This is a genomic window from Hydrogenophaga bisanensis, assembly GCF_042665135.1.
Classification (GTDB): domain Bacteria; phylum Pseudomonadota; class Gammaproteobacteria; order Burkholderiales; family Burkholderiaceae_C; genus Hydrogenophaga; species Hydrogenophaga bisanensis.
The window spans coordinates 1-26,017 of record NZ_JBHTBX010000021.1 but is presented as its reverse complement, the minus strand read 5'-3'; the positions used below and the strand labels follow the sequence as shown (position 1 = coordinate 26,017).

Genomic DNA, 26,017 nt, shown 5'->3' with positions numbered 1-26,017 from the left:
GAAAGAAGCCTTGAGAAAAAAGTGGTGAGCGCACCCGCCCGGCGCGAGCTGGTGCGCCACATGATCGGCTGCGGACTGAGCGAACGCCGTTCACTGCGGATCATCGGCATGAGCGCCAGCGCCTACCTGCCGCGTCTGCGGATCCAGGGCGTGCAGTTGCTGTGCGCTGATCATGGGTGGCTATCGTGCCGCGCTCCAGCGTTGCACGCATCGGTACATCCGGCAATTGCCAGTGACCGATCAAATCACCCGGATGATCCCTGCATCGCCCAGCCGTTGCCACGGCAAGCCCAGCACCAACGCGTCAAACTGCGTGCGAGATAGCGGTAGTGTGCTGACCACATCGTTGGCCCAGGCGAATTTGCCGATGTTCAGGCGCCGTGCTGCCAGCCACACCCCGATGCCGTCGTGCACCAGCACCTTCATGCGATTGGCTCGCCGGTTGGCGAACAGGTAGGCATGGTGTGGGTGCGCCTGACCAAAGACCTGCACCACGCGAGCCAGTGCGGCCTCGGTGCCCACGCGCATGTCCAGCGGTTGTACCGCCAGCCACCAGGCGTCCACGCGGATCATCGAAGCAACTCTCGCAGCCAGGCTGCACACTCGGCAGCAGCCGCTGTCGGCCAAGACACCTTGATCGCGGTGGTGCCGTGCTGCAGCTCGATACGGATCTCATCGGCAGGCGCTGACGCCAGCGGTGCGGGCACGGCCAAGGGCAAGAAGTGCAGTGGCACGCGCGCCGCTGGCATGTCACTGCAAGCGGCGGGGATGTCTGTCTTTGACACCGGCGGCGTGCCTGTGCGCGCCTCGGCTTCAATCACCCACTTGCGAACCATGTTCGCGTTCAGGCCGTTGGCCAGCGCGACGGCCGCAATCGACACGCCAGGCTGACGGCATGCCTGCACCACTCTTTCCCTGAACTCCGGCGCATGCCGCCGCCGTGTCCGCCTGCTTGGCAACTCGATTCCCAAAGTGTTCATGTGTCCGCAATGAAGTTACGCGGACACGAGCATCCTTGGTATCCCGCTCGGGCTCAAGATGACTTTGCCGGACGGATACGGTGCACGACGGCATCGGGGTGTGGCTGGCAGCACGGCGCCTGAACATCGGCAAATTCGCCTGGGCCAACGATGTGGTCAGCACACTACCGCTATCTCGCACGCAGTTTGACGCGTTGGTGTTGGGCTTGCCGTGGCAACGGCTGGGCGATGCAGGGATCATCCGGGTGATTTGATCGGTCACTGGCAATTGCCGGATGTACCGATGCGTGCAACGCTGGAGCGCGGCACGATAGTCACCCATGATCAGCGCACAGCAACTGCACGCCCTGGATCCGCAGACGCGGCAGGTGATGCTGTCGCTGCTCGAGCAGATCCGCGCCAAGGATGCCCTGATCGCGCAGCGCGAGCAAGAAGCTGCGTTCAAGCAGGCCCTGATCGACAAGCTCACGCACGAGATGGCGGTTCTCAAGCGGCTGAAGTTCGCGGCGACCAGCGAGCGTTTTGCCAGCACCCTGGCACCCGAGCAGAAGAGCCTGCTGGAGGAGACGCTGGAGACTGATCTGGCCGAACTCGACCGGGAGCTCGATCACGAGCGTGGCCAGGGCAAGGACAAGGCCGAGAAGAAGGCACCCAAGCGTGCCCCGCTGCCGCCAAACCTGCCGCGCCGGGATGTAGCGCACGAGCCGGCCGACACCCGCTGCGGCTGTGGCCAACCCATGCAGCGCATCGGCCAGGACGTGGCCGAGAAGCTGGACTACCAACCGGGCGTGTTTACTGTGGAGCGCCATGTGCGCGGCAAGTGGGCATGCCGCTGCTGCCAGAAGTTGGTGCAGGCGCCAGTCCCGCCGCACGTCATCGACAAGGGGATCCCGACGGCTGGTTTGCTGGCACACCTGCTGGTGGCCAAGTTCATGGACCACCTTCCGCTGTACCGGCAGGAACATATCTTCGAGCGCGCCGGCCACTTGATCGCACGCTCGACCCTGGCGCAGTGGGTGGGCGAGTGCGGCGCACAACTGCAGCCACTGGTGCAGGCGCTGGCCGACGAACTGCGCCGCCATGTGGTGCTGCACGCCGACGAGACGCCGGTGGCGATGCTCAAGCCCAAGCACCTGAGCGACGGCAAGACACACAGGGCCTACATCTGGTCGTACTGCACGACCAGCGCCAACCCGACGAAGGCCGTGGTGTTCGAGTTCTGCGAGACGCGCAGCGGCGAGAACGTGCGCGAGTTTCTCAAGCTGGACACGCCCCGCGCGTGGCAGGGCACGTTGGTAACCGATGGCTTCAGCGGCTACACCGCCACCACGACCAAGGGCGTGACCTCGGCGCAGTGCATGGCGCACGCCAGGCGAAAGTTCAACGATCTGTGGGCCAACCACGGTAGCGAGGTGGGCCGCAAGGCACTGCTTTATCACCAGAGCCTGTTCAGGATCGAGCGCGAGATCGAGGAACTGCCCAGCGATGAGCGACGACGGATACGCCAGCGCAAGTCACGGCGGGTACTGGCTGTCTTCCATCGTTGGCTGCTGGCTCAACGGCAACTGGTGCCGCCTGGATCGGCGACGATGAAGGCCATCGACTACAGCCTCAAGCGCTGGAGAGAGCTCACCCGTTTCGTCGATGACGCTGACGTACCGATCTCCAACAACTGGGTGGAGAACCACATCAGGCCGATTGCCCTCGGACGAGCGAACTGGCTGTTCGCCGGTAGCCTGCGTGCAGGCAAACGGGCTGCGGCCATCATGAGTCTGCTGCACTCAGCACGCATCAATGGGCACGAGCCTTACGCGTACCTCAAGGACGTGCTTGAGCGCTTGCCAACCCATCCGGCCAGCCGTATCGAAGAACTGCTACCGCATCGTTGGTCGCCGGCCATCTGAGGGGCGACGACGGCATCGTGCAGGCGGTCAAGATGACTTTGCCGGACGGATACGTCCTTCAGGACTTGAGCCGGCGGTCGATCTCCGCCTGGGCGAAAAACCCGCTGGCCAGCTTAAATATCTCATTGGCCCGACGCAGTTCCTTGACCTCGCGTTCCAAGTCCTTGACCAGCTGGCCCTCGCTGGTCGTGAGGCGCTGCCTTCAGGGTCGGGATCGGGGGTGTCATGTGTGTTTTTCCTGTCGTCCCCCTCTTCCTTTCCAAGTTTCATGCCAAGCCCCATCGGCATGAAAAAACCTTGCCCACCAATCAGTTACGCATCATCGATGCGGCATCTGGCCGGCGCGCCCCACGAAATCTGCCACTTTTGTCAGTCACCTGCTGACAAATTCGACATGATCAGAAGCCGCTCTCCCGCACCAGCACCGCCAGCACGCCCTTGGCGCCCTCCCACGCCAGGCTGCGGGCACCGCCCTCGATGCGCACCTGCCCCCGCTGCTCGCGCGGGTGGCCGGGCGCTTCGTCCAGGCGCAGGCGGACGCGGTACAGGGCCTCGCCCGGCACCGCGCCCTCGCCGCCGGGCAAGGTCGTGAAATCACCGCCATGGCGGCTGTCCAGCATCGGGTGGGCCAGGCGCTGCGCGCGCGTGGAGTCCACCGACAGCACCTCGGCCCCCACCGTGCGCAGGCCGCCCTCGGGCAGGAAACGGGCCCGGGCGCCGGGCTCGATGCGCGCGACCATGCGCTGCTCGACATAGGCATCCACCACCCAGCCCGACGGATCGGCCAGCACGCCCACGGGCTCCTTCACGCCCAGCCAGCCACCCGGGCGCAACAGGCGGTTCACGTCGACCCATTGCCCGTCGAACTCGGCCTGGATATGCAGGCGCGCCATCTCCTCGCGCGCCGCCCGCAGCTCGGCCATCTGCTCTTGCAGGCGCTGCGCCGTGGCCATGGCCTGCTCGATGCCGCCGCTGGCCTCCATCAGGCCGGCCAGGCGCCGCTCCAGCGCATCCATCGACACCTGCGCGCCCTGCTCGCGCGCGGCCAGGTCGGGCGACTCGAAGCGAACCAGCACCGTGCCCGCCGCCACCGGCCCCGGCGGATGCAGCTCGACCAACCGGGCCGGGAACGGCGCGAACACGAACTGCTGGCGCTGCACGTGCGCCACGCCGCTGGCGTGCACGTCGAAGCGCCAGGGAAACGCCAGCAACCCGAACAGCGCCAGCAACGCGCCCCACAACCACCATCGCCGCACAGTTTTGACCTCCTGCCATCGCTGGCGCCAGACCTGCACCTCCGACCACACCGGCTTGGCCAGGAACCAGGCCAGCTCCACCAGCATGAGAAAGATGCCCAGCACCTTGAAAAAGAACGCATACACCGCCCAGGCGATGCCCAGGAACACCACCGCCCGGTACAGCCAGGTCACCAGCGCGAACGCCACCAGCGCGCGCCGGGTCCGTGCCGGCAAGGCTTCCGGATAGGGATCGGACAGGCCCAGCAGCGTCCGCCGCAGCCAGGTGCGCGCGTGCGCCCCGGCGCGCTCGTGCAGGTTCGGGAAGTCGAGCAGGTCCGACAGGATGAAGTAGCCGTCGAAGCGCATGAACGGGCTGGCGTTGAGCGCCAGCGACAGCACCCAGCCCGTGGTCGCCAGGTACAGCGCCGCCTGCCGCAGCGCGCCGTCGTCCAGCAAGGCCCAGGCCAGCGTGGCCAGGCCGGCCAGGCCCATTTCCACGCTGACGCCGGCCACCGAGATGGCCAGCCGCTGGCGGTGCGAGCGCAGGCGCCACGATTCGCCGGTGTCGGTGTAGAGCATCGGCCACATGACCAGGAAGGCCACCCCCATGTGCGCCACGCGCACGCCCAGGCGCGTGGCCACCAGCGCGTGGCCCAGTTCGTGCAGCGTCTTGGACACCACCAGCGCGATCACGAAGCCGACGATGCCCCCGGGCGTCAGGATGTCCATCACGCTGTGGGTGAAGCTGTCCCACTGGCGCGCCACCAGCACGATGCCCAGCAGGCTCGCCAGCACCAGCGCCACCAGCGCCGGCGCCGAGAACAGCGGGTCGAGCCAGCGCGCCAGCCGCGCCAGCCAGCGCTCGGGGCGGATCAGCGGAACGCGGATGAACAGGTAGTGATGCAGCCACCAGCGCCAGTGGCGCCAGCCGGGCTCGCGGGCCTTTTGCACCATGCGCTGCACGCCCGCCCCCGAGGGCACCAGCAACTGGTGCTGGTCGAGGAAGCGTGCGAACTCGTCCACCTGCTCGGCGTCGACGGCCAGCGGCGTGCTGGCGGCGATGTCGGCGGCGATCTTCGCCGGGTCGCCCGGCCAGCGCAGCAGGCACTCGTATTCGAGCCAGCCGATGCGGTAGAAGCGGTTGAGCACCGGGTCCTGGATGGCCCAGGCCGGCGCGCCGTCCTGGCCCGGCCCGGACTCGAACAGGCGCAGGTCCTGGCGCAGGGCCTGCGTCGCGGCCGACGGCGGCTGCATCACAGGCCGCTCCACTCCCGCAGGGTGGCCAGCGGGCGCCGGAACAGGTAGTAGCCCAGCACCACCCGGTCGCCATACAGCTTGGCCGTGCCGCGCAGGCCCAGCCGCGCCTGCGCCCGGTCGGTTTCGCCGAGTTCGGCGCGCAGGCGGTAACTGGCCACGCCCTCGGGCGAGAGCAGCGCCTGGTAACTGGTTTCGGTGACCTGCCCCGACAGCGGCGACAGCGGCTTGACGGTCAGGAACAGCTTGACCGGCGCGCCCTCGTCCAGCGTGATCGCATCGGCCACGGGCAGGTGGATCAGCACGCCCGGCTTGTCCGGGTTGGCCAGCAGCATGATGCGCTCGCCCGTGGCCACCGTCCGCCCCTGCCATTGGTCAGGGTCGGCGAACACGGCCACACCGTCGTAGGGCGCGGTCACGTCGACGCGCGCCAGTTGCGCCTGCACGGCCGCCAGCTCGGCGCGGCGCTCCTGCGCCCGGCCGGTCAGGATGGCCAGCTCGGCCTTGCTGCGGCTGTCGTTGAAAGCCAGTTGGCTGGCCGCCGCCAGTTCGGCGTCGGCCACCGCCACCGACTGCCGCGCCACCTCCAGCCGGTTGCGCAGCGTGGTGTCGTCCAGCGAGAACAGCGGGTCACCGGCCTTGACGGCCTGGTTCGGGCGCACGTGGATCGTCTTGACCACGCCATCGATCGCGGCGGCGATCTCCATGGCGTCCACCGGCACCACCTCGGCCGGCGCCAGCGCGGTCTGGCGCACCGGCACGAACAGCAGCAGCACCAGCGCGGCGATGATCAGGCGCTGCCTGAGCCTGCCCAGGCGGCGCCAGCGCCCGCGCCAGCCGGCGCGCGGCTTGCCCGCCATCATCTCCCAGCAATAGGCCCAGGTGGGGGCCACGCGCGCCAGCAGCGCCGCCACCGGCTCGGCCGGGGGCTGGTCCAGCAGGAAGCAGACACAGCCCAGCGGCTCGCCGCCACGGCGCGCCAGCGGCAGCACGCAGGCCCCGGCGGGCCACCATTCGCGCCAGCCTTCGGCCACCCCCTCGGGGGCCGCACGCAGCATCTCGTCGGTCGGGGCCAGCCAGCCCTTGGCCGCCGCGGCCTGCTCGCGCACCCAGGGCCAGGCGCGGCGCAGCCACAGCAGGTAGGGGCTGTCCTCGGTCGGCTTGGCCAGGCCGGACACCGTCAGCAGGCGGTCCTGCGCATCGAACACCAGCGCCTGGCGGAACGGCACCCCGGCAAAGCTGTCGTTGGCCATGCTGATACCCAGCTCGGCCACGCTCTCGGCCGCGCGGGCGCGCGCTTCAAGGCCTTCGGCCAACGCCGAGAGGGCGGGTGGCAGCGGCATGTCAGTGCCGCCCGGCCGCCCGAAGGCACTGACGCACCCCCTCTGGGGGCAGCGATACGCGAAGCGATGAGCGTGGGAGTGGGAGAGGCTTCATCCTAGGGCTTCAGGTCGAAGCGGGCCACGCCGCTCATGCCCGCCAGCAATTCGGGGTAGGCCTTGTCCATGCGCGCTTCGAGCTCGATGGTCTGGGCCACCGAATCCACACGGGCGTTGATGGCCGTGACCTTGGCCGGGTACTCGCGCCCCGTCTCGTTGATGGACACGTGGAAGGGCGTGCCTTCCTTGAGCTGGCGCAACCAGCGCGAGGGCACGTTGAGCCGGATCTTCAGCGGCCCGTCGCTCACCATCTCGACCAGCGGCGTGCCCACGTTCACGCCCTGGAAAGGCTTGACATGCACCTTGACGATGCGGCCGGTGAACGGCGCCACCACGGTGCAGTTGGCCAGTTGGGTGCGCGAGACCGCGATGGCGGCATTCGTCTTGTCCACCTCGGCCGAGGCCAGGGTCACTTCGGTATCGCCCGCGGCATTGAGCTGGCGCAGGTTCTGCTTGACCGACAGCGTTTCCTGCGCCGAAGCGTTTTCGGCCTGGGCCATCTTCAATCGCGCCTGCGCCTCGCTGCAGTCGAACCCCACCACCGCGCGCCCCTTGGACACACGGGCGCCGAGCTGCGTCTGCAACTGCGAGATCCGCCCCACCATCTGCGCCACCAACGTGGTCTCCACGTCCGGGCTGAGCAGGACGCGGATCGCGTTGGGGTCATCGGCCACCGGCGCCGCCACGGGGGCGGTGGGTGCCGGCGCTGGCGCTGGCGCGGCCGCCGCCGGGGCGGGCCTGGCCCCGGCCGGGGGCACGGGCGACTGCGCGAGGGCAGACGCCGCCAAGGCAACCGTCAGCCCCAGGGCTGGCAACAGGCGAAGCGAGAACGTCGAACAGGCATTCATGGGACGGATTATCGGCTCACTTCTTGGCGGCTACGGTGGTGAACACCTGGCCCTGCCACTGCGACATGGTGTTTTCCAGCGCGGCAGCCAGGGTCTTGACGTCGTGGCCGTCGATGGTCTCGGGCAGCACGTCCAGGCCCACCGAGTTGTACACGCGGCCCCAGGCGGCCTGCGCGTTCGAATAGGCGGCATAGCGCTGGTACTCGGCCAGCAGCGCGCGCGCCTCGGAGCGGATCACCTCCAGCTCCGAGTCGAAGCGGCTTTGCGAGGCGGCCTTGGCGTAGTCGAACAGGCTCTGGTCGACGCGCAGGCTTTCCTCGGCGAACTTCAGCTCGGCCAGCGACAGGCCGTAGCGCTGCACGCCCACGCGCACCTGGGTCAGCACCGCCATCGACAGCGCCATGCGGCGCATGTCGTCGGTCTTGTTCTGGTGCTCGTGCGCGCGCTTGAGCGCGGGCAGCTGCGCCAGGCGCAGGATGTTCCACGACACGCGCACACCCGCGTCCACCCACGAGCTGTTGTAGTTGAAACGGTTGGAGTCGTACTGCGGGCCGAGATCGATGCTGATGTTGGGCCACAGCATGGCCTTGGCGGCCTTGATGTCGTTCTCGGTCACGCGCTTGCGGTACCACTCCTCCATGATCTCGGGGCGCTTTTCCATCGCCATGCGCTCCAGCGCCTCGATGTTGCCCGGCACCGCGGGCAGCGCGAATTCCTTCTCGTCGGCCAGGGTGATGGTGGTGCCCGGCGCCACCGACATCAGGGCTTTGAGCTCGGCGCGGGCCAGTTCAAGATCCTGGCGGCGCAGGGTCAGCAGGCTGACCGCGTCGAGCAGCGCGCGCTGGTACGACAGCACCTGGGCGCGGGGCATCAGGCCCTTGGCCTCGACTTCCTTGGCATTGGCCAGCGCCGTGTTCACGCGCGCCAGCAGGCTGTCCACGCGGCCGATGAGCTTTTGCGCCCCCAGGGCGCGCCAGTAGCTGTTGCGCACGTCCTGCAGCACGTTCTGCACCACCTTGCGGCGGCGCTCCTCGGCCATCAGCACCTGGTCGGCCTTTTGCTGCGCGCGGTAGTACGAGACGCCGAAGTCCAGCGCGTTCCACGAGAAGTTCAGGTTGGCCAGCGTGCGCTCGCGCTCTTGCGAGGTGGACGGGCGCAGCGATTCCTCGCGGTCGATGATGCCGATGGAGCTGCCGCCCGAGTCGTTGTTGCGGTACACGTAGCCGGCGCCGGCCACCAGGCGCGGCAGCATCTCGTGCGAGGACACGTCGTGCAGGCTGCGCGAGAGCGCGCTTTCCATCAGCTTGAGGCGGTAGTCCAGGTTGTACTTGAGCGCGCGCGCGGCCGCCTCGTGAAAGGTCAGCGGCGCCGCGATCGGCTCCTGGTCGGCGTACATCTGCACCCGGTCCTGCGCGGCGCGCTCCTGAATGTCCTCCGCCTTGAAGGGCACCGGTGCGAGAGAGCCGCAGCCGGCCAGGAACAGGGCGGCCGACAGCGCCAGCAGGCGCGGGCCGGTGGAAAACTTTTTGGCGGAACGGAGCTTGATTGACTTTTGCATGATGTTTCTGGTTTCTGGTTTCTGTTCAGACAAGTTCAAACACGAACGACGGACATGGGCAGGCGTGCCGCCCCTCCCCTCAGCTGATCGGCGAAAGACGGCGCCATGCGCAAGGCCTGGACCACCGCCTCCTCGCCCGCCTCGGCCTCGGCCGGCGCCAGGGCCACCGCAGCCGGCATGGCAGCGGCATCCAACGACGACGTCTTCTGCTCGGGCGCCGGCTTGGCCGCGTCACCCGAACCCCGGCCCTCGCCCTGACCCGCCGGCTGGTGCACCAGGCGGCCGGCATCGGGCTGGTGCAGCTCGGGCGTGGCCAGGTCGTGGTCGGCGCCCAGCGACACCCGGCTCAGGCGGCCCTGCACCAGGCTGTTCATGAAGTCGGCCAGGCTCTGCGAGCCGCGCACCGCGTGCTGCACGAACAGCGCCGGGTCCATGCCCAGGTCCATGCCCGGCACACGCACGCCGCTGTCGTACGGCCGCGCCAGGTCGATGCGGCTGCTGGCGCGCGCATCGCTGCCGAGCGCGCGCTCGGCCTGCGACGCCACCACCGCGTCGTGCACGTAGGTGATCGGCTCGAAGGGGATGTCCACCCGCGGCAGGCCGTGGCCCCACGCATCGGGGAAGTACGGCCCCGGCCGCAGGCCGGGCCCGGACACACCCGGCCGGTCGGGCGGCAGGCCCTCCGGCCCCAGGGGCTTGCCCGGCAGCACCTGCACCGTCACCGTCGTGGTTTCTGTCACCCCGCCGCTGGTCACGGTGTAGGTGAAGGTATCGGTGCCCGTGAAACCCGGGTTCGGCGTGTAGGTGATGCTGCCGTCGGGGTTGATCGTCACCGTGCCATTGCCCGGCGGCGTCGTGCCCGTGACCCTGGGGTTCCTGCCCTCGAAATCGTCGTTGTCCAGCACCGGTATGCGCGCCGGCGTGTCGCGCTCGGTGGTGGAGGTGTCGGGCACGATGTCGGGCACCGGCGTGACGGTGATGCGCAGCACCGCCGTGGCCGTGCCGCCCTCGCCATCACTGATGGTGTAGGTCACCGGCGGCACGCGGCCGTGCCAGTCGGGCTTGGGCGTGAAGGTGTAGCTGCCGTCCTCCCTGAACACCAGCCGGCCCTCGTTCAAGGTGATGGTGTGCGACGGCGTGCCCTGCCCGAAGGTGTAGGTGCGGCCGTTGACGACGATCTCCGTCACCGTGAGGTCGTCGCCATCGGGATCGCCATCGGGCACGTCGCCCCGGCCGCCGCCCCCGATCACGTTGCCGCTCACCGGCGTGTCCTCGCGCGTGGTGCGGGTGTCGTCATGCGCCACCGGAGGCGGGTTGGTCACCGTGTAGGTAAAGGTCTGCGAGGCGGTCTGGCCGTGCGGATCGGTCACCGTCACCGTCACCTCATACACGCCTGGCGTACCCGTGTTGCCGCCCTGCGAGGCGCTGTTGTCCAGCGTGCCGGTGATCACGCCCGTGTTCGGGTCGATCGTCAGGCCCGGCGGCAGGTCGGTGGCCTCGTAGGTGAGCGGGTCGCCGTCGATGTCGACAAATCCGCCGGAGGTGGGGATGTTGATGCCGCCATCGCCGTCCACACCCACCTGCGGCGGCAACGAAGCGACCGGGTCCGGGATGTTGTTGAGGTCGATGGTCAGCGTGGCCGTGGTTTCGTCGCCGTCGGCATCGCGCACCGTGTAGGTGAACACGTCCACCGGGTTCGGCACGGTGATGCCCGGGTTGGCCACATAGGTGTAGCTGCCGTCGGGGTTGAGCGTGAGCCTGCCATGGGTGCCGACGATGACCGTGCCTGTGCCGCCCGACGTGGGCGTGCCGCCGTTGTCGCCGGCCACCACACCGACCACCGCGTTCCCGCCGCCCGTCCAGCCGTCGGCGCCCGAGTTGTCGTTGCCCAGCACGCCACCCGTCACCGTGTTGCCTTCGGTCACGCTGTTGGTGTCGTCGACGGCGGTGGGCACGTCGTTGATGATGGCAATGGTCAGCGTGCCATTGGCCGTCTGCGGCGTGGGCTTGTTGTCCCTCACGCTCAGGGAAATGTCGTCGGTGTAGGAGCCGGCGTGGGTCACCGGGTCCTTGAGCGTGTACTCGTACTCGATCACCAGTTGCGTGGGCGCGCCGGTCGGCCCCTGCACATCGCGGATACCCGTGATGACCAGCGTGCCTTCGCCCGTGTCGATGCTCACCGGCGGCGTGGCGCCATCGCTGATGTCCTGCAGTGCGGCGTACGTGAGGGTCGTCCCTTCGATCGTCACCGACCTGATGCCATCGGGGGCGTTCACCACGATATCGCCGGTGGTGATCTCGCTGTCGTCGGTCGGCGAGGTCAGCCCCGCTTCGTACACCGTGTTCTGGCCTGCCGTCTCGGGGGCGCCCGGATCGTTCGTGCCGTTCTCGTCCTCGGGCACGATGCTCGGCGGCGTGCCGGCGCCGTCCGTGCGGCCGTTGATGGTGATGGTCAACTGGGCGGTGTCGGTCAGGCCGTCTTCGTCGGCCAGCGTGTAGTCGAACACGTCTTGCAGCGAGTCGCCATTGCCCAGGCTGTTGACCGTGGGGTGGTTCTCGTTGAGAACATAGGTGTAGCTGCCATCAGGGTGGATGGTGAGCTGGCCGTACTGACCATTCACGGTCACCCCTCCTGAGGGAATCCCGGTTGCAGACGGATCCCCCGTGGGTTTGATCTGCGTGATCACCAGGACTGGCTGCGCCGTTTCCGGGTCACTGTCCACGCCGTCGCCGTTGTTGTCGTTGCGCAGGTTGCCCGAGACGCTGGCGCCGGGAGTAGGCTGGCCGTCAGACTCGGTCACGCTGTTGGCGTTGTTCGTGGCATCCGGCGGATCGTTCTGCGCCGTGATGTTGACGACGATGGTGGCATCCCCCGTGAGCGCCCCGCCGCTGCCCTGCTTGCTGTTGTCGTTCGCATCATCGAAGCGGAAGCGCAGCGTGACATTGGCCAGTGGCGTATCGGAGCGGTTGGCGTAGGTGATGGCGCTGGCCACGGTGTTGACCGCGTCGGCGTCGGCATCGCCGTTGAAGGTGATCACCAGTTGCCCGCCCACGTTGCTGACGCTGCCCACGGTAGTGCCGCCCACGGCGATGGCGCCGCCCGTCACTGTGACCGAGCTGTTGAAGCCCAGCACGTCTTCGGCATCGGGGGCGAAGCCGCCGGCCCCGTCGCTGCGGCCGACGGTCAGCGTGGTGCCGTTGAAGTCGTCCAGCTGGCCGGGGTCGCGGTGCAGTTCGGGGTCCGTGATGGTCACCTGGCCCAGGTTCACCGGTGCACCCAGCACGTCGCGGTCTTCGCCGAGCGGATCGGCGCCGGTGCGGTCCACGCCCTCGACGAAAGTGACCGAGCCGTTGGTGATGGTGACCACCGGCGCGTCGTTGACCTGCAGATAGCCCACGTTGCGGTTGACCGAGGTGGTGCCTTCACCCAATGTCACCTCGATGGTGCCCAGCGTGCCGGCATCGGCGTCCCAGCGCGGCGACAAGGTGTCCGTGTCATCCGGTATGGTCCCACCAACTGGAATGGTCAATGAGACCGAGCTCGGCGCGATGATGCGGTAGTTGCCCGACACCAGCCCGGCTCCAGGCAAGGCGCCGAAACTGTACTCGCCGTTCGCGTTCGTGGTGGTGGTCAGCACGCGGTCGTCACCGTTGCCGAAGAAGCCGTCCGCTCCGGCCCAGCGCAGCTCCACGGTCTGGCCGTCGAGGCGGGTTTCTCCCGTATCAATAGCGCCGTCGCGGTCGTTGGTGTCGTCCCAGAGCACGCCGCTGATCGTGCCGTAGCCGGCCGGGTCGCTGCGGGTGTAGGTGTTGGGGCCGGTGCCGCTGCCGTTGCGCTCGCCGCCGTCCGTGGCATCCGTGCCGACCGTCGAGCCCGCGAAGCCCGTGCTCGAGATGGTGCCAGCACCGTCCGGCAGGCTGCTCCAGGTCACCGTGGCATTGGTCGGCGCCGTGGCCGTCTGCTCCGCGTTGGTGGGTACATCAACCGTGTAGCGCAACTCGACGCTTGTCGCGGGGTCAAGCCTGTCGAAACTGACGCTAACGCCGGTGGCGCTCACCGTCCAGGAAATGCCGGCTGCAGCGGCTGCAGCCGTGTCGGCCGAGGTATAAGTGGTGCCGCCCACCACCAGGCGGTCAAACACATAGGAGCCGCTTTCTCCGCTCGGAAAGTCGTCCTGTAGCACCACGTCATAAGCAGGCGCCGCATCCGTGCTGCCGGTGTTGAACGCATTGCGCACCGTGATGGTGGACGTAGCGCCCTGCGCGCCCTGCGCGGTATCCACCACATCCTTGGTGATCGCGCTGATCTGCGGTTCGACCACGTTGTCGGTGGTGCCGTTGCTTTCGCCCAGCACGGTGGCGCCGCTGCGCACGGTGACGGTGGTCACGAGGTCCGTCCCGGCCGTGTTGCCGGCCACGTTGCTCACCACCGCGTTGAATTCGAGGATCAGGTACTCGCCATCGGCATCGCGGTCGAGGTTCTCGATGTCACCCAGCACGAACACGCCGCCCGTGGGGCTGATGGACGTGCCAGGGCGTCCGCCGGCACCAGGGGTATTGCCGCTGTTGAGAGAGTTCTCGATATTGCCCGCGAGGAGGATATCGGTCTCCACGTTGGTGGCCGACCCAAAACTGCCAGTGGAGCTACCCACCAGCGCCCAGGTGGCGCCCGTGTCCAGCAGCTCGTAGCCATCAGGCATGTTGGGCCGGATGCTCAGGTCGGGGATGGTGCCCTCAGGCACACGCATTACCAGACGGAAGCGCACGATCTCGCCCACAGCCACGCTCTGTTCGTCTAACCGGGTATCCAAGGGGGCCGCCGTGTCTTCCAGGCCACCGATGCGGCTGAGGCGGTACTCACCTGCCACATTGACTGGCGCACCGTCGCTGTCCACGTAATTGTTCAACGGTGTGGTGGCCGTGCCTTCGCCATCGCGGCCATCCCGCTCATCGGCATCGCGCTCGCCATCAGCATTGGTGTTGCTGTCGATACTGCTCCAGCGCACCTCGGCCTGGCTGTCGAAAGACGTCACCGACGCCACTGTGGCATTGGTGGCAGCAGTCACTGTGATCGTGATGGTCCCGCCAGCCTCCAGATCAAGGTTGGCCCCGTCCTGAATTCTCAGCTGATTACCAACCCATTGGAAACGATCGGAAACGTCGCCCAGCGTTGAGTGCTGGACGGTAAAAGTAGTACCCGTCTCGGGGGTTACCACTGCGGGAAAGGTATCGCTGAACTTCAGATCGAACGCGTCGACGCTGCCGGGTGCGTGGGCGATCACCGTGGTGTATCGCACCGTGTCACCGGCATCGATGGGCGTGTTTTGATCGCCGGCTGTCGCCAGGTCGGTATCTACCGTCTTGGTGACCGTCAGTTGCGGCTCGACGACGGTGATGGTCGGCTGGCCGGTGCCGGCGACCACGGTGTTGGTGTCGGCGCCGCCGTCGTCATAGACCAGCCCGGTGGCCATGTCGCGCGTGGTGCCACCCTGGTTGTCGACGGTGTTGGCCACGATCGCGCGGACGCGGATGACGAAGCTGTTGTCGCCCGTGGCGTTGTTACCCGTGGTGGTGACGTTGCCGAAGCTGAAGCGCGGATCCTCGCCCACGCCACCGCCCAGGCCCGAGACACTGCCTACGGTGATGGCGCCGCCCGCGAATCCCGTCGTGATGATCTCGTAGCCCACGCCTTTGTAGCTGGTGTCCAGCCTCATGCCCGGCGGCACCAGCGCATCGACCTTCAGGTCATGCGTCGTGCCTTCGGGCAGCGTCACCACGATGTCGTAGACCATCGACTCGCCGATGACCATGTTGGCGTCCGTGGTGTGCGAGGCGCTGGAGTCGTCGGGCGAAATGCCGCCATCCTGGAACACGATGCGGACCTCCGGCGCCTTCGCTGCCGCCGTGGCGTCGTCGGAGATCACGTTGGTGCCGGGCAGGAAGTCGTCGCCAGCGGCCACGCCGCCGTCGCGGTTGGAGTAGTCCGCCACGGACACGGTGGAAGTCGTGTCCAGGCCGGCCGCTATGGTGTCCACGGCCACTGCGTCGTAGGTGATGACGAGGACGTTCCTGCCATGGGTGGCGACCGTGTCCCCGGCACGGCCGGCCGCCAACGCGGGGTTGCCCGTCACGTCGATCAGCTCGATGACGCCTGCGGCCGAGACCGTGTAGTGCGTGCCGGCCACCAGCAGCGTGCCATCGCCCAGCCGGACCTGTAGGTTGGCGCTGGCCAGGTCGGCCACCGGGGCGCCGGCGGCGTTGGTAAAGGTGAAACCGGCCGGAGGCGTGATGGCGCTGGTGCGGATGTCGTACGCGCCATGGCCACCGGTGTTGATGACACCCACGCCGAAACGCACGCGGTCGCCCGCATCAATGCCAGTGATGTTGCCGTCGATGCCGCTGATGTCGGTGATCGTGCCGGAGAAGGCGCTGCCTGTGTCTCCCGGCTGTGCCCAGACGCCAGTGGTACCGGCCAGCGTGTTGTCCCCTTCCATATCGATGTGCGACACCACACCGTGCCGGATCTCCAGGTGCGGCTCGTTGAGCTGGATCTGGATGATGTCCTGGTGGGTCGTCGATTCGCCCGGGGTGTTGTTCTCCGAGGCCTGGGCCTGCGTCGTGAAGTACAGGCCGTCGGCGAACGGTGAGTCGTTCACCCGGACGGTGAACCGGATCACCACCTGGGTGGGCAGGTTGTTGCTGTCCTCGCGGCTGCCCAGATTGAAGCTCAGGCCATTCGCTCCCGCAGCGACCGAGAGATTGGCGGACGGGTCGATATCGATGATATTGCCAGCCCCATTGATCAGCACCCATTCCCCCGGCCCCGGATAGGTGGCGGATGTCCCTACAGACCCATGGGTCCACCCGCTGGAAGTGCCATCGGCATCCGGGTCGCCCACATCGAACACAGGCTTGGGCAGAAAGGCGTCGAGTTTGAGGTGTTCGAAGTCGCCCGTGCCCAGGTCGTAGGTCAACTCGTAGGTGACGGTGTCGCCCGGCCGGATGCCGGCGCTGCCACCGCTCGCGGCACCATTGATGCCCACGATCTCCAGCGTCAGGCCACCGCTGGCGATCTCGACGTCGGTGGCGGTGTTGTCCTGTACCTCGTCGCCCTGGTCGCCATTCGACTGGACCACCGTACCGGTGATCACCGCTGTGGTGGCCAGGTGGTCGCCGTGGTTGATCTGCTCATCGCCGCCCCCGACAGGTGAATCGAAGGTGTCGTCAATGGTGGCCCTATAGGTAATGCTCCCGAACGTCCCGCCTAGATCCGTTCCATTGAACTTTCCACCCGTCAGGATGCCCTGCGCCAGATCACCAGACAGTCCCGCGTTTCTCAAGGCTTCGGAAATATCGAAGGTCCGGGTGATGTTGTGGGTGGACGGATCGGTGACATCGGTGAAGTAGCCGGCCAGGGAGACGACCACCGGCGTGCCTTGGTGCGTCAGGGTCAAGGTCGGCGTGCCCGTGGGTGTATGCCCATCGTCGATGACATCCGTGATGACGACGTCGTCGAAGCGGAAGTAGTCGGACACCTGGAAGTTGATGGTGTACTCCAGCGTCTGGCCAGGGCTGTTCTGGCCTCCGGGCGTGACGTTCTGGACATCCTTTTGTACCGCGAGCGAGCGAATCGTATGCTCGAACTCGACGGTGGCCGGGTCGTAGGCGACCGTTTCCTCGCCGTCGCGTGTATCCAGCGGATCCCAATCGCCGGTGCCCGACACCTGGAACTGCACCGTGCCCGGCGCGCCCGAGGTCGGATCGAGCACATCGGCAGAGGCCGCGTCCACGTCGGGCACGTAGTACTGGATGGTGACCGTCTGGGTGCCGCTGACGCTGCCCATAGGGCGTGTCAACTGGCCGCCCGTGACGGGGGTGCCCAGCGGCACGCCGTTGATGCCCGTCACGACGATGTTGCCCGGCACATCGACGGTGAAGACGTAGTCGGTCAGTTCCTGGCCCGGCGCCACCGTGATGGTGGTGGTCATCTCGCGCGGGAAATTCGGGCCGGTGGCAGTCTCGCCTTCCGAGCCGTCGAAGGTGTGTGTGTACTCCACCAGCACCGGGGTGATACTGGCCGTGGCCAGGGCGCCATCCACGCTGGGGTCGGTCGCGTAGTCGGCCGTGGGCGTATGACCGTAGCGGAAACCGGCCCTGGCGGCGATGTCCAGGCCCGTGCCGTGGTCGGCCAGGCTGGACAGCGAGGCGTTCACCACCAGCTCGGCGGCAGGTTGGCCGCTGGTGTAGCTGCTGAAGGGCAGTTCGATGACGACGACCCTCTGGTTGGGCTGGCCGCTGATCACTCCGGGTTGGTTCGCGGTATCGCGGAAGTAGGGATGGCTGCCCGTGCCAGCGGCATCGAGGGTGACGATCTGGTAGTTGACCGAGGTGCCCAGGTAGGTGATGGCACCACTGGGAGCAATGGTGACGCCGTCGTCGCCATCGGCCCCCAAGGGCAGGAAGAGATCGATGTAGGGGCCGAAGCCGTCGGGGTTCGGCGCCGTGCCCGGGTTCGAGAAGTTCAGCGAGAAGGTGAAGTCCTCGCCGATGAGCACTTCGCCAGCGGTCGGCAGCCCTGTGATCGTCACCGTGGGGGCCGCCGTCAGCAGGCTGTTGAAACCCGCCACCGAGAGCGCCGTCGCCTCGATGGCGCCGGTGGACAGCTCCAGGTGCCAGTCGCCGCCCTTATCGGCCGCGCCGGTGGCGTCGGTCGAGGCGGCGATGTCGGCACCGGTCAGGTGCGCCAGCTCGGTGATAAAGGCCTCGCCTTCGCTGTCGGCGGCCACGTCGCAGCCGTAAAGCAGGATGTCGGCCTCGTCGGTGAGGTACAGCGCCCAGCCCAGCAGCTTTTCGCGCTGGGCCTCGGTCAGGCTGCCGCCCGCGATCACCTCGTTGCCCAGGGACAGGCTGCCGGGCGTGCCGTGGCTGATGATGTGGATGGTGCCGTACTGTCGGCCGGCGTTGCTGGCCAGTTCGCTGCCGATGGCGTCCAGGCCGGATTCGTCGTTCTGGACCACGCGCACGGTGACGTTGGCGGGCACGTCGAGGGTGAAGCCCTCTTGCTCGGCCACGCGGGCGTCCACCACCACGAGGGTCGCAAGCGCTTCTTCGGGGGCGTCGATGGCCGCCGGGTCGGTGTCGTCGCCGTCGCCGGCTTCGTCGACAGCGGCCGATGTGGCGGCATCATCGGTGGTGTCGGTGTTCGCGTCCGCTTCGCCGTCTGCACTCGTGTCTGCTTCCGCCTCGCCGTCGGCGCTCACGACGTCGGTGGCATCGGCCTCATCGGCGGTGCTTGCCCCCTCATCGCTGCCGTCGTCGCTTTCGTCATCGCCCGTGCCCTGGGCGGTGGCCGCAGGGCTGGCCGCATTGTCGTCGGCATCGGCATCGGCGCTGGCGCCGCCATCGCCGCTGCCAGTGCTGGCCGGGGATTCGGCGGCCGCGGCCGGCTCGGGTGCCGCCGCAGGCGCCGGTGCCGGTGCTTCGGCGGCAGGTGCAGGAGCCGGTGTCGGCTCCGCAGGCTGATCGGCCTGGGCATCCACCACGGCCACGGCGCCTGCGCCGTCGAACAGCAAACGAGGTTCCAGGGCAATTGCGCGGCTGGCGGGGCGGAATTTCAGCTTGTTCTTTTGCACGGCGACCGTTCCCTTTGTGTTCAGAAGTGACAAAAACATAAACGAGATTACCAATCAACCTGCTGATTTTACTGAACAGCAAGCGATTTGGTACTTATATCCGAATGCCTAATTTGCAATTCAAAAGACACAACACATATCATCGTGCGATAGCACATTAGATGTACACATAGCAGAGGTCATGGTATGAACGGTCGATCCCCCAGGACAAACGATTCTTTATCAGGGTATGTACGCGATATTCGCGGACTTTCCGTATTGGTACCCAAAAGCACCAATCCCGACGAGTGCACTCATCGGGATAACTTTTTTTTTAAGTAACGTGCGCCATTTCACGACAGCGTGACGCAATCGGAACGCCGGCGCCGACAAGCGACCCGCCACGGTGCCGGCGCAGAAGGAAAATGCCGATATCCCGCGCAGCAGCGCGCCTTCGCGGCGCTGGCGGGAATGGCGGGTGAAGGGAGGGAAGAGAAGGGGTAGCGAGGAGCGCAGGCGCTACCCCTGGATGGATCGGCTGCGCTTCAGGCGTGTGCGACTTCGGCTTCGGCTGCCCGGGTGGGCCGGGCCTGCACGCCGGTTTCGCGCAGCTTGAGCTTGCGCGCCGCCCACACGGCCAGGCTGACCGTCACCAGCAGCGACAGGTCGACGCCGGCCACCGGCCAGTACAGCTCGCCCAGGGTCTTGAGCAGGTGGTCGCCGGTGGTGACCCAGTTGAGCAGCACGGCCGTCACGGCCATGGCGGCCACGGCCCAGCACTGTTCGCGCCAGGCCGGGTTGAGGCGGCCCTGCGCGACCGGCGCGCTGCGCCAGAAGGCGTGCGCCATGGCCAGCACCCAGCAGGCCCAGAAGATGTATTCCTCCATGTCGCCGCGGCCGGGCCAACCCTCGGGCATGGCCGTGGGCAGCAGCCGGTTGGCGATCAGGATGCCCATGGTGGCCACCAGCATGCCGGTGACGGTGGTGACGGCCAGCGCGTCCACGATGCGGCTGCCCTGGCTGCCGGCCCTGGCATGCTGCTTCTTGCGCTTTTCGACGAAGAAGACGAAGCCGGTGGCGATGCACACGCAGCCCATGAGGCCGCCCAACACGTACAGCCAGCGCAGCAGCCAGTGGCGGAAGTGCTGCAGATGCAGGCCGGTGAGGAACTCGTTGATATTGGCCACCACGGTCGGCGCCGGGTCTTCGCGCAGCACCTCGCCGGTGCTGGCCTTGAAGTGGATGCCCTCGCCGGTCAGGGCGATGCGGTCGGTGCCGGCGCGGTAGATGCTGACGTAGCCGTTGGCGTCGACCAAGGCCAGCGGCGCCGGGATGCCGGCCCGGTCGTGCGGCAGGCCGGTTTCAATGCCTATTGAGAAGAATTCTCTATTGAATTCAATAACTTAGCAGGCCGTTGAAAAAGTCGACTTGAGGTCGAAAGGTCGTGATTTCGGGGGTGCCTTACCCCTTGCCCACAACTGAAAAATCGCTTGTAGGCCGTTCTGGGAGGTCAGGCTTTGATGGTGTTTCGGTCCTCGGGACTTTTTCAACGGCCTGTTAGATCCTGCTTTGTCGCTGTTTGAGTTCAGAACTCAGTGCCAAAAGTTCAAAACTGAGTGACACACGACACCTAGACCGTTGATTTGCTTGGAGTTTTGATCAGGACCTCAAACGCCGGCCTGCATCCAGGTCACGATGCCTGGTGTCCAAAAACGTGCGCAGCAGCAGTTCGAGGACTAGATCCGGCTGGAAGCTGTTTGAGGAACGGCCTTAGCCGGCGCTCGCTCGACCGGCTCGCCGGTGGCTGCCAGGCGCTCAGGCGGACAAGCCTGCATGAAGTCCATCGAGCCTTCGGCGGGCGCGTCCAGCCAGGCGTCGTACTGGGATTCGTCCAGCAGGACGACCATACGCTTCTCTTCGCCTGGGCGGTGATAGTTGCACATGACGGGATGGGAGTCGGCGTTGACCGTCATGAGCGTGAAGGTATGAACGCGCTCTCCTGCAGGCGAATGCCAAGTGTTCCATAGCCCGGCGATCGCCAAGGGGCTGCCATCGGCCGCGCTGATACGTGTGGGCACGTGCACGTTCGAGCGCCAGTCTGGCTCGTAGATGGCCTCAGCCGGGACAATGCAGTGCTGGGCCTTCTTCCAAGCGGCCTGGAACGGCCTCGCGGTGGCAACTGTTTCGGAGCGGGCGTTGTACGTCAGCTTCACCTTGCGCATATCGGTGGCCCAGAAAGGGATCAGGCCGAACCGCGCGACAACGGCCTCGCGCTCAGGAACCGCCTCGTCGCCCGATTCGAGCTCGGGCGGGCGCCTCACGATGGGCGCAAAGCGTCCTGGAAAGACATCTCGATCGAGAACATCCAAGCCGCTGTCGCGGATGGCTCGAAAGAATTCGCGCAGCCGCGCTGCGTCAAGAACCGAGTGGTAACGAGCGCACATTCTTTGAATTCTGCTTGGCCGCGCGCTCAAGTCCACCCAGGATGCCGCAGTTGACCGCGGCACGGCCAACCGAGCAGCTGCGGTGCAGTGAGCGCAATTCGGCTTCCAACGCCTTCAGCTCCCGGATGCGGACCACGACCTGCTCGATGTGACTTGCAATCAGCTCATCCACGACGCCGCAATTCTCGGAAGGAGCGTCTTTGAAGTGCAGCAGCGTGCGGATCTCAGCCAGCGTCATGTCCAGGCTGCGGCAGTGCCGAATGAAGGCGAGCCGCTGGGCGTGCTCAGCCGTGTAGCTGCGGTAGTTCCCCTCGGTCCGGGCGGGGGACGGCAGCAGTCCCTCGCGCTCGTAGAAGCGGACCGTTTCGGGAAGCGTATTGGTGGCCTTGGCCAGGTCGCCGATCTTCATGGATGAGCCGCCCTTGCAGCGGGCTTGACTTTGTAGTTGCTAGAGGGTTTCCAATTATGCAGTCCGAGGAATACCCATGAGCGCCACCACAAAATTCGAAAGTACCTTTGCCGTTCCGAAGATGGATTGCCCGTCCGAGGAGAACATGATCAAGATGGCCTTGCAAAGCGTCGAAGGCGTGCAGTCGCTCACCTTCGACCTGCCGGGCCGAAAGCTGGTGGCCGTGCATCGCGCGCCGGTCGCCGAGGTGTTGCAGCGTCTCGAACCGCTGGGCTTGGGCGCGAAGCTGGTGCATTCGGCCGCGGTAGACGATAGCGCCGCCGGCAGCTTCAAGAGCACCTTCCATGTCCCGAAGATGGATTGCCCATCGGAAGAGAACATGATCAAGTTGGCCCTGCAAGACGTTCCCGGGGTGAAATCCCTGTCCTTCGACTTGGCCAACCGCAAGCTGACCGCAGTGCATGGCGCTCCGGTGGCGCAGGTCCTGCAACGCCTGGAGCCGTTGGGTCTGGGCGCCAAGCTGCTGGAATCGGACGCGGTCATGGGTGACGACGATGAAATCGACCCGCCTGACAATGCGGCCGAGGCCAGGCTGCTATGGATACTGCTCTCGATCAATGCGGCCATGTTCGTGATCGAGATCGTGATGGGCTTCATCGCTCAATCGACCGGGCTCATCGCCGACTCGCTCGACATGTTCGCCGACGCTGCGGTGTATGGGCTGTCCCTGTTTGCCGTCGGCCGAGCAGCTGCCCTTAAGACGCGTGCGGCTCACACGGCGGGCTGGTTGCAACTGGCGCTTGCGCTCATGGCACTCAGCGAGGTCGTTCGACGCTTCATCGCCGGGAGCGAACCTGTCTCGGGCCTGATGATGGGGATGGGCCTGGTGGCCCTGATCGCCAACGTCATCTGCCTGGTCTTGATATCCAAGAAGCGGGATGCCGGTGCGCACATGAAGGCAAGCTACATCTTCTCGGCCAACGACGTGATCGCCAATGCGGGCGTGATCCTGGCTGGCTTCCTGGTGGCCATGACCGGATCCAACTACCCTGATCTGGTCATCGGCACCGTGGTGGGTCTGATCGTCTTGAACGGTGCCCGGCGCATCCTGAGTCTCAAATGACGAACCTGACAGCCATAGACGATCGGCAGCGCGGGGCAGCATTTGCTCACCTCGTGGAGCGGGCGAGATCCCGAGGACCTGACCGGTGGAAGGTCCTGGAGGCCGCGCACGTGCTTGGCCAAGAGCGCTTCTGGCTTCATCTGCGGAGTCATTGGTACATGCTGGCCCTGGCCGCGCGTGAGCGTGACGTGCGGGAAGCCGCGGGCCAGCTGTTTAGGATCCTGCTGGTGCCGCTTGGCCACCTCTCGGGCAGGCTGCCGCTTGGCAACCCTGGCCGGGCCACGGTCAGTGCCTTCGCGCCAATGCTGTGAGACCGGAACTCGCTGAAATTCTGTCCGCGTCAATAGCACTCACGGCCGAGCACGGTGCGGCAACGCGCTGAATCCAACCACGGCCCTGCGATCTGGTCTAACCAACAAGAACGATGAAGTATGTCAACCGACCAGCTCGCTGGTATTGCCTTGCGCTTGTAGTCTTTGCCGCAGACCAGACTGCCAAGACCTGGATTCATCTGACCACCCTGCTCGGCTGGTCGCGCGAGGTCGCACCGTTCTTCAGCCTGGTCCACGTACTGAACCCCGGCGCGGCCTTCAGCTTCCTGGCCGGCACCGGCGGATGGCAACGCTGGTTCTTCCTGGCCATCGCCCTGGGCGCGTCGGCCTGGCTCGCTTGGCTGCTCGCCAAGCCGGTGCGCAGCCTCGAGGGCTTGGCTTATAGCCTCATCCTGGGCGGCGCCCTGGGCAATGCCTTCGACCGGGCTGTGCGCGGGTCCGTGATTGACTATCTGGACTTCCACCTGCACGGCTGGCACTGGCCGGCATTCAACATCGCCGACATGGCCATCGTTGGTGGCGCCGTTGGTCTCATTGCATCGTCAGTTCTGGGGCACCGCGAGGCAAACACATCCTCTCGAAGGCAAACGTAACTGTTGCCGCTTAGCAGTCCCGACAACAAGGGAGCCCCCCAACCCGCGCGTGCAGGCGTGCTCTGCTGTGCGAAACTTCCTGATGACCAAAGGAATCATCGCGCTTGACGCTGACGGAGTCCTCCTGGACTACGGCTTGGCCTATGCCAGCGCTTGGCAGAAGGCGTTCGGCACGTACCCTGGCGAGCGCGATCCGCTCGCCTACTGGCCCATCGACAGATGGGAAGTGGAGCGAGTTGAAGGGGATAGGCTTGATCTGCTTCGGCGGGCCTTCGACAACGAGTTCTGGTCATCGATCCCGCCGGTTCCAGGAGCGATTGAGGCGTGCCACAAGCTCGCCGCGGCGGGCTACGAACTGGTATGCGTCACGGCCTTGCCTGCGGAATTCAGGGCAGCTCGCGAGCACAACCTGAGACTGCACGGATTCCCGATTCACCTGGTCCACGCCACCGACAACGTGGCAACGGCCGCGAGCCCTAAGGCCGACACGCTCAACTCCCTAAAGCCGATCGCCTTCGTCGACGACTACTTGCCGTACTTCGTGGGCGTCGATGCCGCGATCCATCGCGCATTGATTTTGCGTGGGATTACCGGGTCGCCCAACGCGGGCGACCTGTTGGTACACACGGATTCGCATCACGCCGACCTTCTTGCGTTTGCGAATTGGTGGTCGCAGCGCGCTGGTGATAAGTGCCGGTAACAGTTACTGCTGTTGAGAAACCATGCTGACCATCAATGCCGACGAGCACGGCCTGTTCAACCAGTTCCACAAGCCGCAGGACGAGAAGCGGATGGTGGTGATCCTGGCCGAAGATCAGTACGACGAGTGGCTGAGAGCGCCAACGGGAAAGTCGATGGACTTCATGCGGCAGTACCCGGCATTCGAGCTACAGGCCGGCGAGGATCCGTTTCGCGGACGCCGATAAGTCGGCGCTGTACCATCCGCTCCATGGCCGCCCAGCATCCAAAGAAAACTCTGCTTGATCCTGACACCGGTAGCCGGCTCAAAGAGGCTCGGGAGCGCGCTGGCATGAGTCAGGCAGCCCTTGCAAACCTCGCTCAAATTACACGGTTCACCCAAGCTGGATACGAGTCGGGAGCAACGGAGCCGAACACCGGGTATCTCAGGAGAATTGAGGCTGCCGGGCTTGACCCGGTTCGCGTCAAGCCCCGCCGTTCAGGGCGGGGAAGGATAGCGTCGGCAGGCGGTAGCCTGCAGTCGAACCCGTTCCCGCGTTCGGATCCGTTTGCGTGTTTCGGTTTGCTCCTGTAACCTGTACGTATGTCCAGCGTTCGAGCCTACCGCTTCCAGCTCCGGCTGCGCCCTGCGCACGAAGCGCAGCTGCGGCGTATCGCCGGCGGCCTGCGCTGGGTGTGGAACCAGGCGCTGGCCGAGCAGCGGGCGCGGCACGCGCGCGGCGAGAAGTATGCTGCGTACGGCGAGATGTGTAAGTGGCTCACCGCCTGGCGCAACGCGGCCGAGACAGGGTGGTTGGCCGAAGGCCCCATCCACCCGCAGCAGCAGACCCTCAAGCGCCTGGACGAAGCGTACAAGCGCTTCTTCGCCAAGACGGGCGGCTTTCCTTCCTTCAAGCGCCGCGGCCAGGAGCCCGGCGTGCGCTTCCCCGATGCGAAGCAGTTCTGCCTTGATGCGGCCAACGGCCGGATCAATCTGCCCAAGCTCGGCTGGGTGCGCATGCGCATGAGCCAGTCGGTGGCTGGCATCCTGCGAAACGTGAGCCTTACCCGCGAGGGGAACCACTGGTACGCCAGCATCCAGGTGCTCGTGAGCGAGACGCTACCTGCGGTGGATGTTGCGCCCACCCTGGGCATCGATCTGGGCGTGGCGGCGTTTGCCGCCACCTCCGAGGGGGTGGTGGTGGCGCCACTGAAGGCGCTCGCGCGCCAGCAGGTGCGCATCCGCCGGTACCAGCGCGCTGTCTCGCGTAAAAAGAAGGGCTCTGCCAACCGCCGCAAGGCAGTGGAGCGCCTGGGACGCCTGCACCGGCGCATCGCCCGCCAGCGCAGCGACTGGCTGCACAAGCTCACGACAGAGATTGCCGGGCGGCACCCGGTCATCGCCCTGGAGGATCTGCGCGTGAAGAACATGTCGGCCAGTGCCAGGGGCACTGCCGACCAGCCGGGGAAGAACGTGCCCCAGAAGGCCGCCCTCAACCGCAGCATCCTCGATGCGGCGTGGGGCGAGTTCGCACGGCAGATCTCGTACAAGGTGCAATGCAGGGGTGGCCAGGTGATCCTGGTCAACCCGGCCTACACCAGCCGC

The 26,017-nt window shown here is 66.4% G+C and carries 18 protein-coding genes and 3 pseudogenes; 10 read left to right on the top strand and 11 right to left on the bottom strand.

Annotation, left to right across the window (positions count from 1 at the left end; genetic code table 11):
* A pseudogene (locus ACFQNJ_RS18820) lies at positions 1-126 on the top strand (IS3 family transposase); the annotation flags it as partial.
* Positions 127-240: 114 nt separating this feature from the next.
* Here ACFQNJ_RS18820 and tnpB (ACFQNJ_RS18815) read toward each other — a convergent pair.
* Both tnpB (ACFQNJ_RS18815) and tnpA read right to left on the bottom strand, forming a co-directional pair.
* Positions 241-573, bottom strand: coding sequence for an IS66 family insertion sequence element accessory protein TnpB (gene tnpB, locus ACFQNJ_RS18815; protein WP_225782471.1), 333 nt, complete (start codon positions 571-573; stop codon positions 241-243).
* Positions 570-980, bottom strand: a complete 411-nt coding sequence (tnpA, locus tag ACFQNJ_RS18810; protein ID WP_225782472.1) for an IS66-like element accessory protein TnpA — start codon at positions 978-980, stop codon at positions 570-572. Before tnpA ends, tnpB (ACFQNJ_RS18815) begins: the two co-directional genes overlap by 4 nt.
* Before the next feature lie 80 nt (positions 981-1,060).
* On the opposite strand from tnpA, the gene tnpB (ACFQNJ_RS18805) reads away from it, so the two are divergent.
* Both tnpB (ACFQNJ_RS18805) and tnpC read left to right on the top strand, forming a co-directional pair.
* Positions 1,061-1,234: an IS66 family insertion sequence element accessory protein TnpB gene (tnpB, locus tag ACFQNJ_RS18805; RefSeq protein ID WP_382260248.1), complete on the top strand. Its 174-nt coding sequence runs from the start codon at positions 1,061-1,063 to the stop codon at positions 1,232-1,234.
* Positions 1,235-1,300: 66 nt separating this feature from the next.
* On the top strand, positions 1,301-2,884 hold the full coding sequence (gene tnpC, locus ACFQNJ_RS18800) for an IS66 family transposase (RefSeq protein WP_370630124.1): 1,584 nt from the start codon (positions 1,301-1,303) through the stop codon (positions 2,882-2,884).
* Between the two features lie 56 nt (positions 2,885-2,940).
* On the opposite strand, the pseudogene ACFQNJ_RS18795 reads toward tnpC, so the two are convergent.
* The 9 genes and pseudogenes from ACFQNJ_RS18795 to cadR form a co-directional block, all read right to left on the bottom strand.
* Positions 2,941-3,074 (bottom strand): annotated as a pseudogene (locus ACFQNJ_RS18795) (IS3 family transposase); the annotation flags it as partial.
* A 208-nt stretch (positions 3,075-3,282) separates the two neighbouring features.
* Positions 3,283-5,376, bottom strand: a complete 2,094-nt coding sequence (locus ACFQNJ_RS18790) for a site-2 protease family protein (RefSeq protein WP_382260246.1) — start codon at positions 5,374-5,376, stop codon at positions 3,283-3,285.
* Positions 5,376-6,719 carry an efflux RND transporter periplasmic adaptor subunit gene (locus ACFQNJ_RS18785; RefSeq protein WP_382260244.1) on the bottom strand — a complete coding sequence of 448 codons (1,344 nt, stop codon included), beginning with the start codon at positions 6,717-6,719 and terminating at the stop codon, positions 5,376-5,378. The genes ACFQNJ_RS18790 and ACFQNJ_RS18785 overlap by 1 nt, the downstream gene beginning before the upstream one ends.
* A gap of 95 nt (positions 6,720-6,814) precedes the next feature.
* Complete coding sequence (locus tag ACFQNJ_RS18780) at positions 6,815-7,663, bottom strand: efflux RND transporter periplasmic adaptor subunit (RefSeq protein ID WP_382260242.1); 849 nt, start codon at positions 7,661-7,663, stop codon at positions 6,815-6,817.
* A gap of 16 nt (positions 7,664-7,679) precedes the next feature.
* Complete coding sequence (locus ACFQNJ_RS18775; protein WP_382260240.1) at positions 7,680-9,221, bottom strand: TolC family protein; 1,542 nt, start codon at positions 9,219-9,221, stop codon at positions 7,680-7,682.
* A 35-nt stretch (positions 9,222-9,256) separates the two neighbouring features.
* Entirely contained in the window at positions 9,257-18,853 is a 9,597-nt protein-coding gene (locus ACFQNJ_RS18770) for a DUF4347 domain-containing protein (protein WP_382260238.1), read from the bottom strand.
* 524 nt (positions 18,854-19,377) lie between these two features.
* A pseudogene (locus ACFQNJ_RS18765) lies at positions 19,378-20,196 on the bottom strand (PepSY domain-containing protein); the annotation flags it as partial.
* A 372-nt stretch (positions 20,197-20,568) separates the two neighbouring features.
* Positions 20,569-21,276, bottom strand: coding sequence for an SOS response-associated peptidase (locus ACFQNJ_RS18760; RefSeq protein ID WP_382260236.1), 708 nt, complete (start codon positions 21,274-21,276; stop codon positions 20,569-20,571).
* Positions 21,248-21,685 carry a Cd(II)/Pb(II)-responsive transcriptional regulator gene (cadR, locus tag ACFQNJ_RS18755; protein ID WP_020228496.1) on the bottom strand — a complete coding sequence of 146 codons (438 nt, stop codon included), beginning with the start codon at positions 21,683-21,685 and terminating at the stop codon, positions 21,248-21,250. The genes ACFQNJ_RS18760 and cadR overlap by 29 nt, the downstream gene beginning before the upstream one ends.
* Positions 21,686-21,761: 76 nt before the next feature.
* On the opposite strand from cadR, the gene ACFQNJ_RS18750 reads away from it, so the two are divergent.
* The 7 genes from ACFQNJ_RS18750 to ACFQNJ_RS18720 all read left to right on the top strand — a co-directional run.
* The gene (locus ACFQNJ_RS18750; protein WP_056642836.1) at positions 21,762-22,808 is read left to right on the top strand and encodes a cation transporter; all 1,047 of its coding nucleotides are present in this window, start codon (positions 21,762-21,764) and stop codon (positions 22,806-22,808) included.
* Positions 22,805-23,119, top strand: a complete 315-nt coding sequence (locus ACFQNJ_RS18745; protein WP_020228494.1) for a DUF3703 domain-containing protein — start codon at positions 22,805-22,807, stop codon at positions 23,117-23,119. The genes ACFQNJ_RS18750 and ACFQNJ_RS18745 overlap by 4 nt, the downstream gene beginning before the upstream one ends.
* Before the next feature lie 113 nt (positions 23,120-23,232).
* Positions 23,233-23,733, top strand: a complete 501-nt coding sequence (gene lspA, locus ACFQNJ_RS18740; RefSeq protein ID WP_382260233.1) for a signal peptidase II — start codon at positions 23,233-23,235, stop codon at positions 23,731-23,733.
* 82 nt (positions 23,734-23,815) lie between these two features.
* Entirely contained in the window at positions 23,816-24,433 is a 618-nt protein-coding gene (locus tag ACFQNJ_RS18735) for a 5' nucleotidase, NT5C type (RefSeq protein WP_020228492.1), read from the top strand.
* Between the two features lie 22 nt (positions 24,434-24,455).
* Complete coding sequence (locus tag ACFQNJ_RS18730) at positions 24,456-24,659, top strand: SOS response-associated peptidase family protein (protein WP_382260230.1); 204 nt, start codon at positions 24,456-24,458, stop codon at positions 24,657-24,659.
* Between the two features lie 23 nt (positions 24,660-24,682).
* Positions 24,683-25,006 (top strand): helix-turn-helix domain-containing protein, encoded by a 324-nt coding sequence (locus ACFQNJ_RS18725; protein WP_382260228.1) that lies wholly within the window; start codon positions 24,683-24,685, stop codon positions 25,004-25,006.
* Between the two features lie 9 nt (positions 25,007-25,015).
* Positions 25,016-26,017, top strand: a 1,002-nt coding sequence (locus tag ACFQNJ_RS18720) for an RNA-guided endonuclease InsQ/TnpB family protein (protein WP_382260226.1), incomplete at its 3' end; no start/stop codon positions are given.

What these genes read in the sequence shown, in the direction of transcription:
- tnpB (WP_225782471.1), bottom strand. Translation starts at nt 573, where the DNA reads ATGATCCGCGTGGACGCCTGGTGGCTGGCGGTACAACCGCTGGACATG.
- tnpA (WP_225782472.1), bottom strand. Translation starts at nt 980, where the DNA reads ATGAACACTTTGGGAATCGAGTTGCCAAGCAGGCGGACACGGCGGCGG.
- tnpC (WP_370630124.1), top strand. Translation starts at nt 1,301, where the DNA reads ATGATCAGCGCACAGCAACTGCACGCCCTGGATCCGCAGACGCGGCAG.
- ACFQNJ_RS18790 (WP_382260246.1), bottom strand. Translation starts at nt 5,376, where the DNA reads ATGCAGCCGCCGTCGGCCGCGACGCAGGCCCTGCGCCAGGACCTGCGC.
- ACFQNJ_RS18785 (WP_382260244.1), bottom strand. Translation starts at nt 6,719, where the DNA reads ATGCCGCTGCCACCCGCCCTCTCGGCGTTGGCCGAAGGCCTTGAAGCG.
- ACFQNJ_RS18780 (WP_382260242.1), bottom strand. Translation starts at nt 7,663, where the DNA reads ATGAATGCCTGTTCGACGTTCTCGCTTCGCCTGTTGCCAGCCCTGGGG.
- ACFQNJ_RS18775 (WP_382260240.1), bottom strand. Translation starts at nt 9,221, where the DNA reads ATGCAAAAGTCAATCAAGCTCCGTTCCGCCAAAAAGTTTTCCACCGGC.
- ACFQNJ_RS18760 (WP_382260236.1), bottom strand. Translation starts at nt 21,276, where the DNA reads ATGTGCGCTCGTTACCACTCGGTTCTTGACGCAGCGCGGCTGCGCGAA.
- cadR (WP_020228496.1), bottom strand. Translation starts at nt 21,685, where the DNA reads ATGAAGATCGGCGACCTGGCCAAGGCCACCAATACGCTTCCCGAAACG.
- ACFQNJ_RS18750 (WP_056642836.1), top strand. Translation starts at nt 21,762, where the DNA reads ATGAGCGCCACCACAAAATTCGAAAGTACCTTTGCCGTTCCGAAGATG.
- ACFQNJ_RS18745 (WP_020228494.1), top strand. Translation starts at nt 22,805, where the DNA reads ATGACGAACCTGACAGCCATAGACGATCGGCAGCGCGGGGCAGCATTT.
- lspA (WP_382260233.1), top strand. Translation starts at nt 23,233, where the DNA reads ATGAAGTATGTCAACCGACCAGCTCGCTGGTATTGCCTTGCGCTTGTA.
- ACFQNJ_RS18735 (WP_020228492.1), top strand. Translation starts at nt 23,816, where the DNA reads ATGACCAAAGGAATCATCGCGCTTGACGCTGACGGAGTCCTCCTGGAC.
- ACFQNJ_RS18730 (WP_382260230.1), top strand. Translation starts at nt 24,456, where the DNA reads ATGCTGACCATCAATGCCGACGAGCACGGCCTGTTCAACCAGTTCCAC.
- ACFQNJ_RS18725 (WP_382260228.1), top strand. Translation starts at nt 24,683, where the DNA reads ATGGCCGCCCAGCATCCAAAGAAAACTCTGCTTGATCCTGACACCGGT.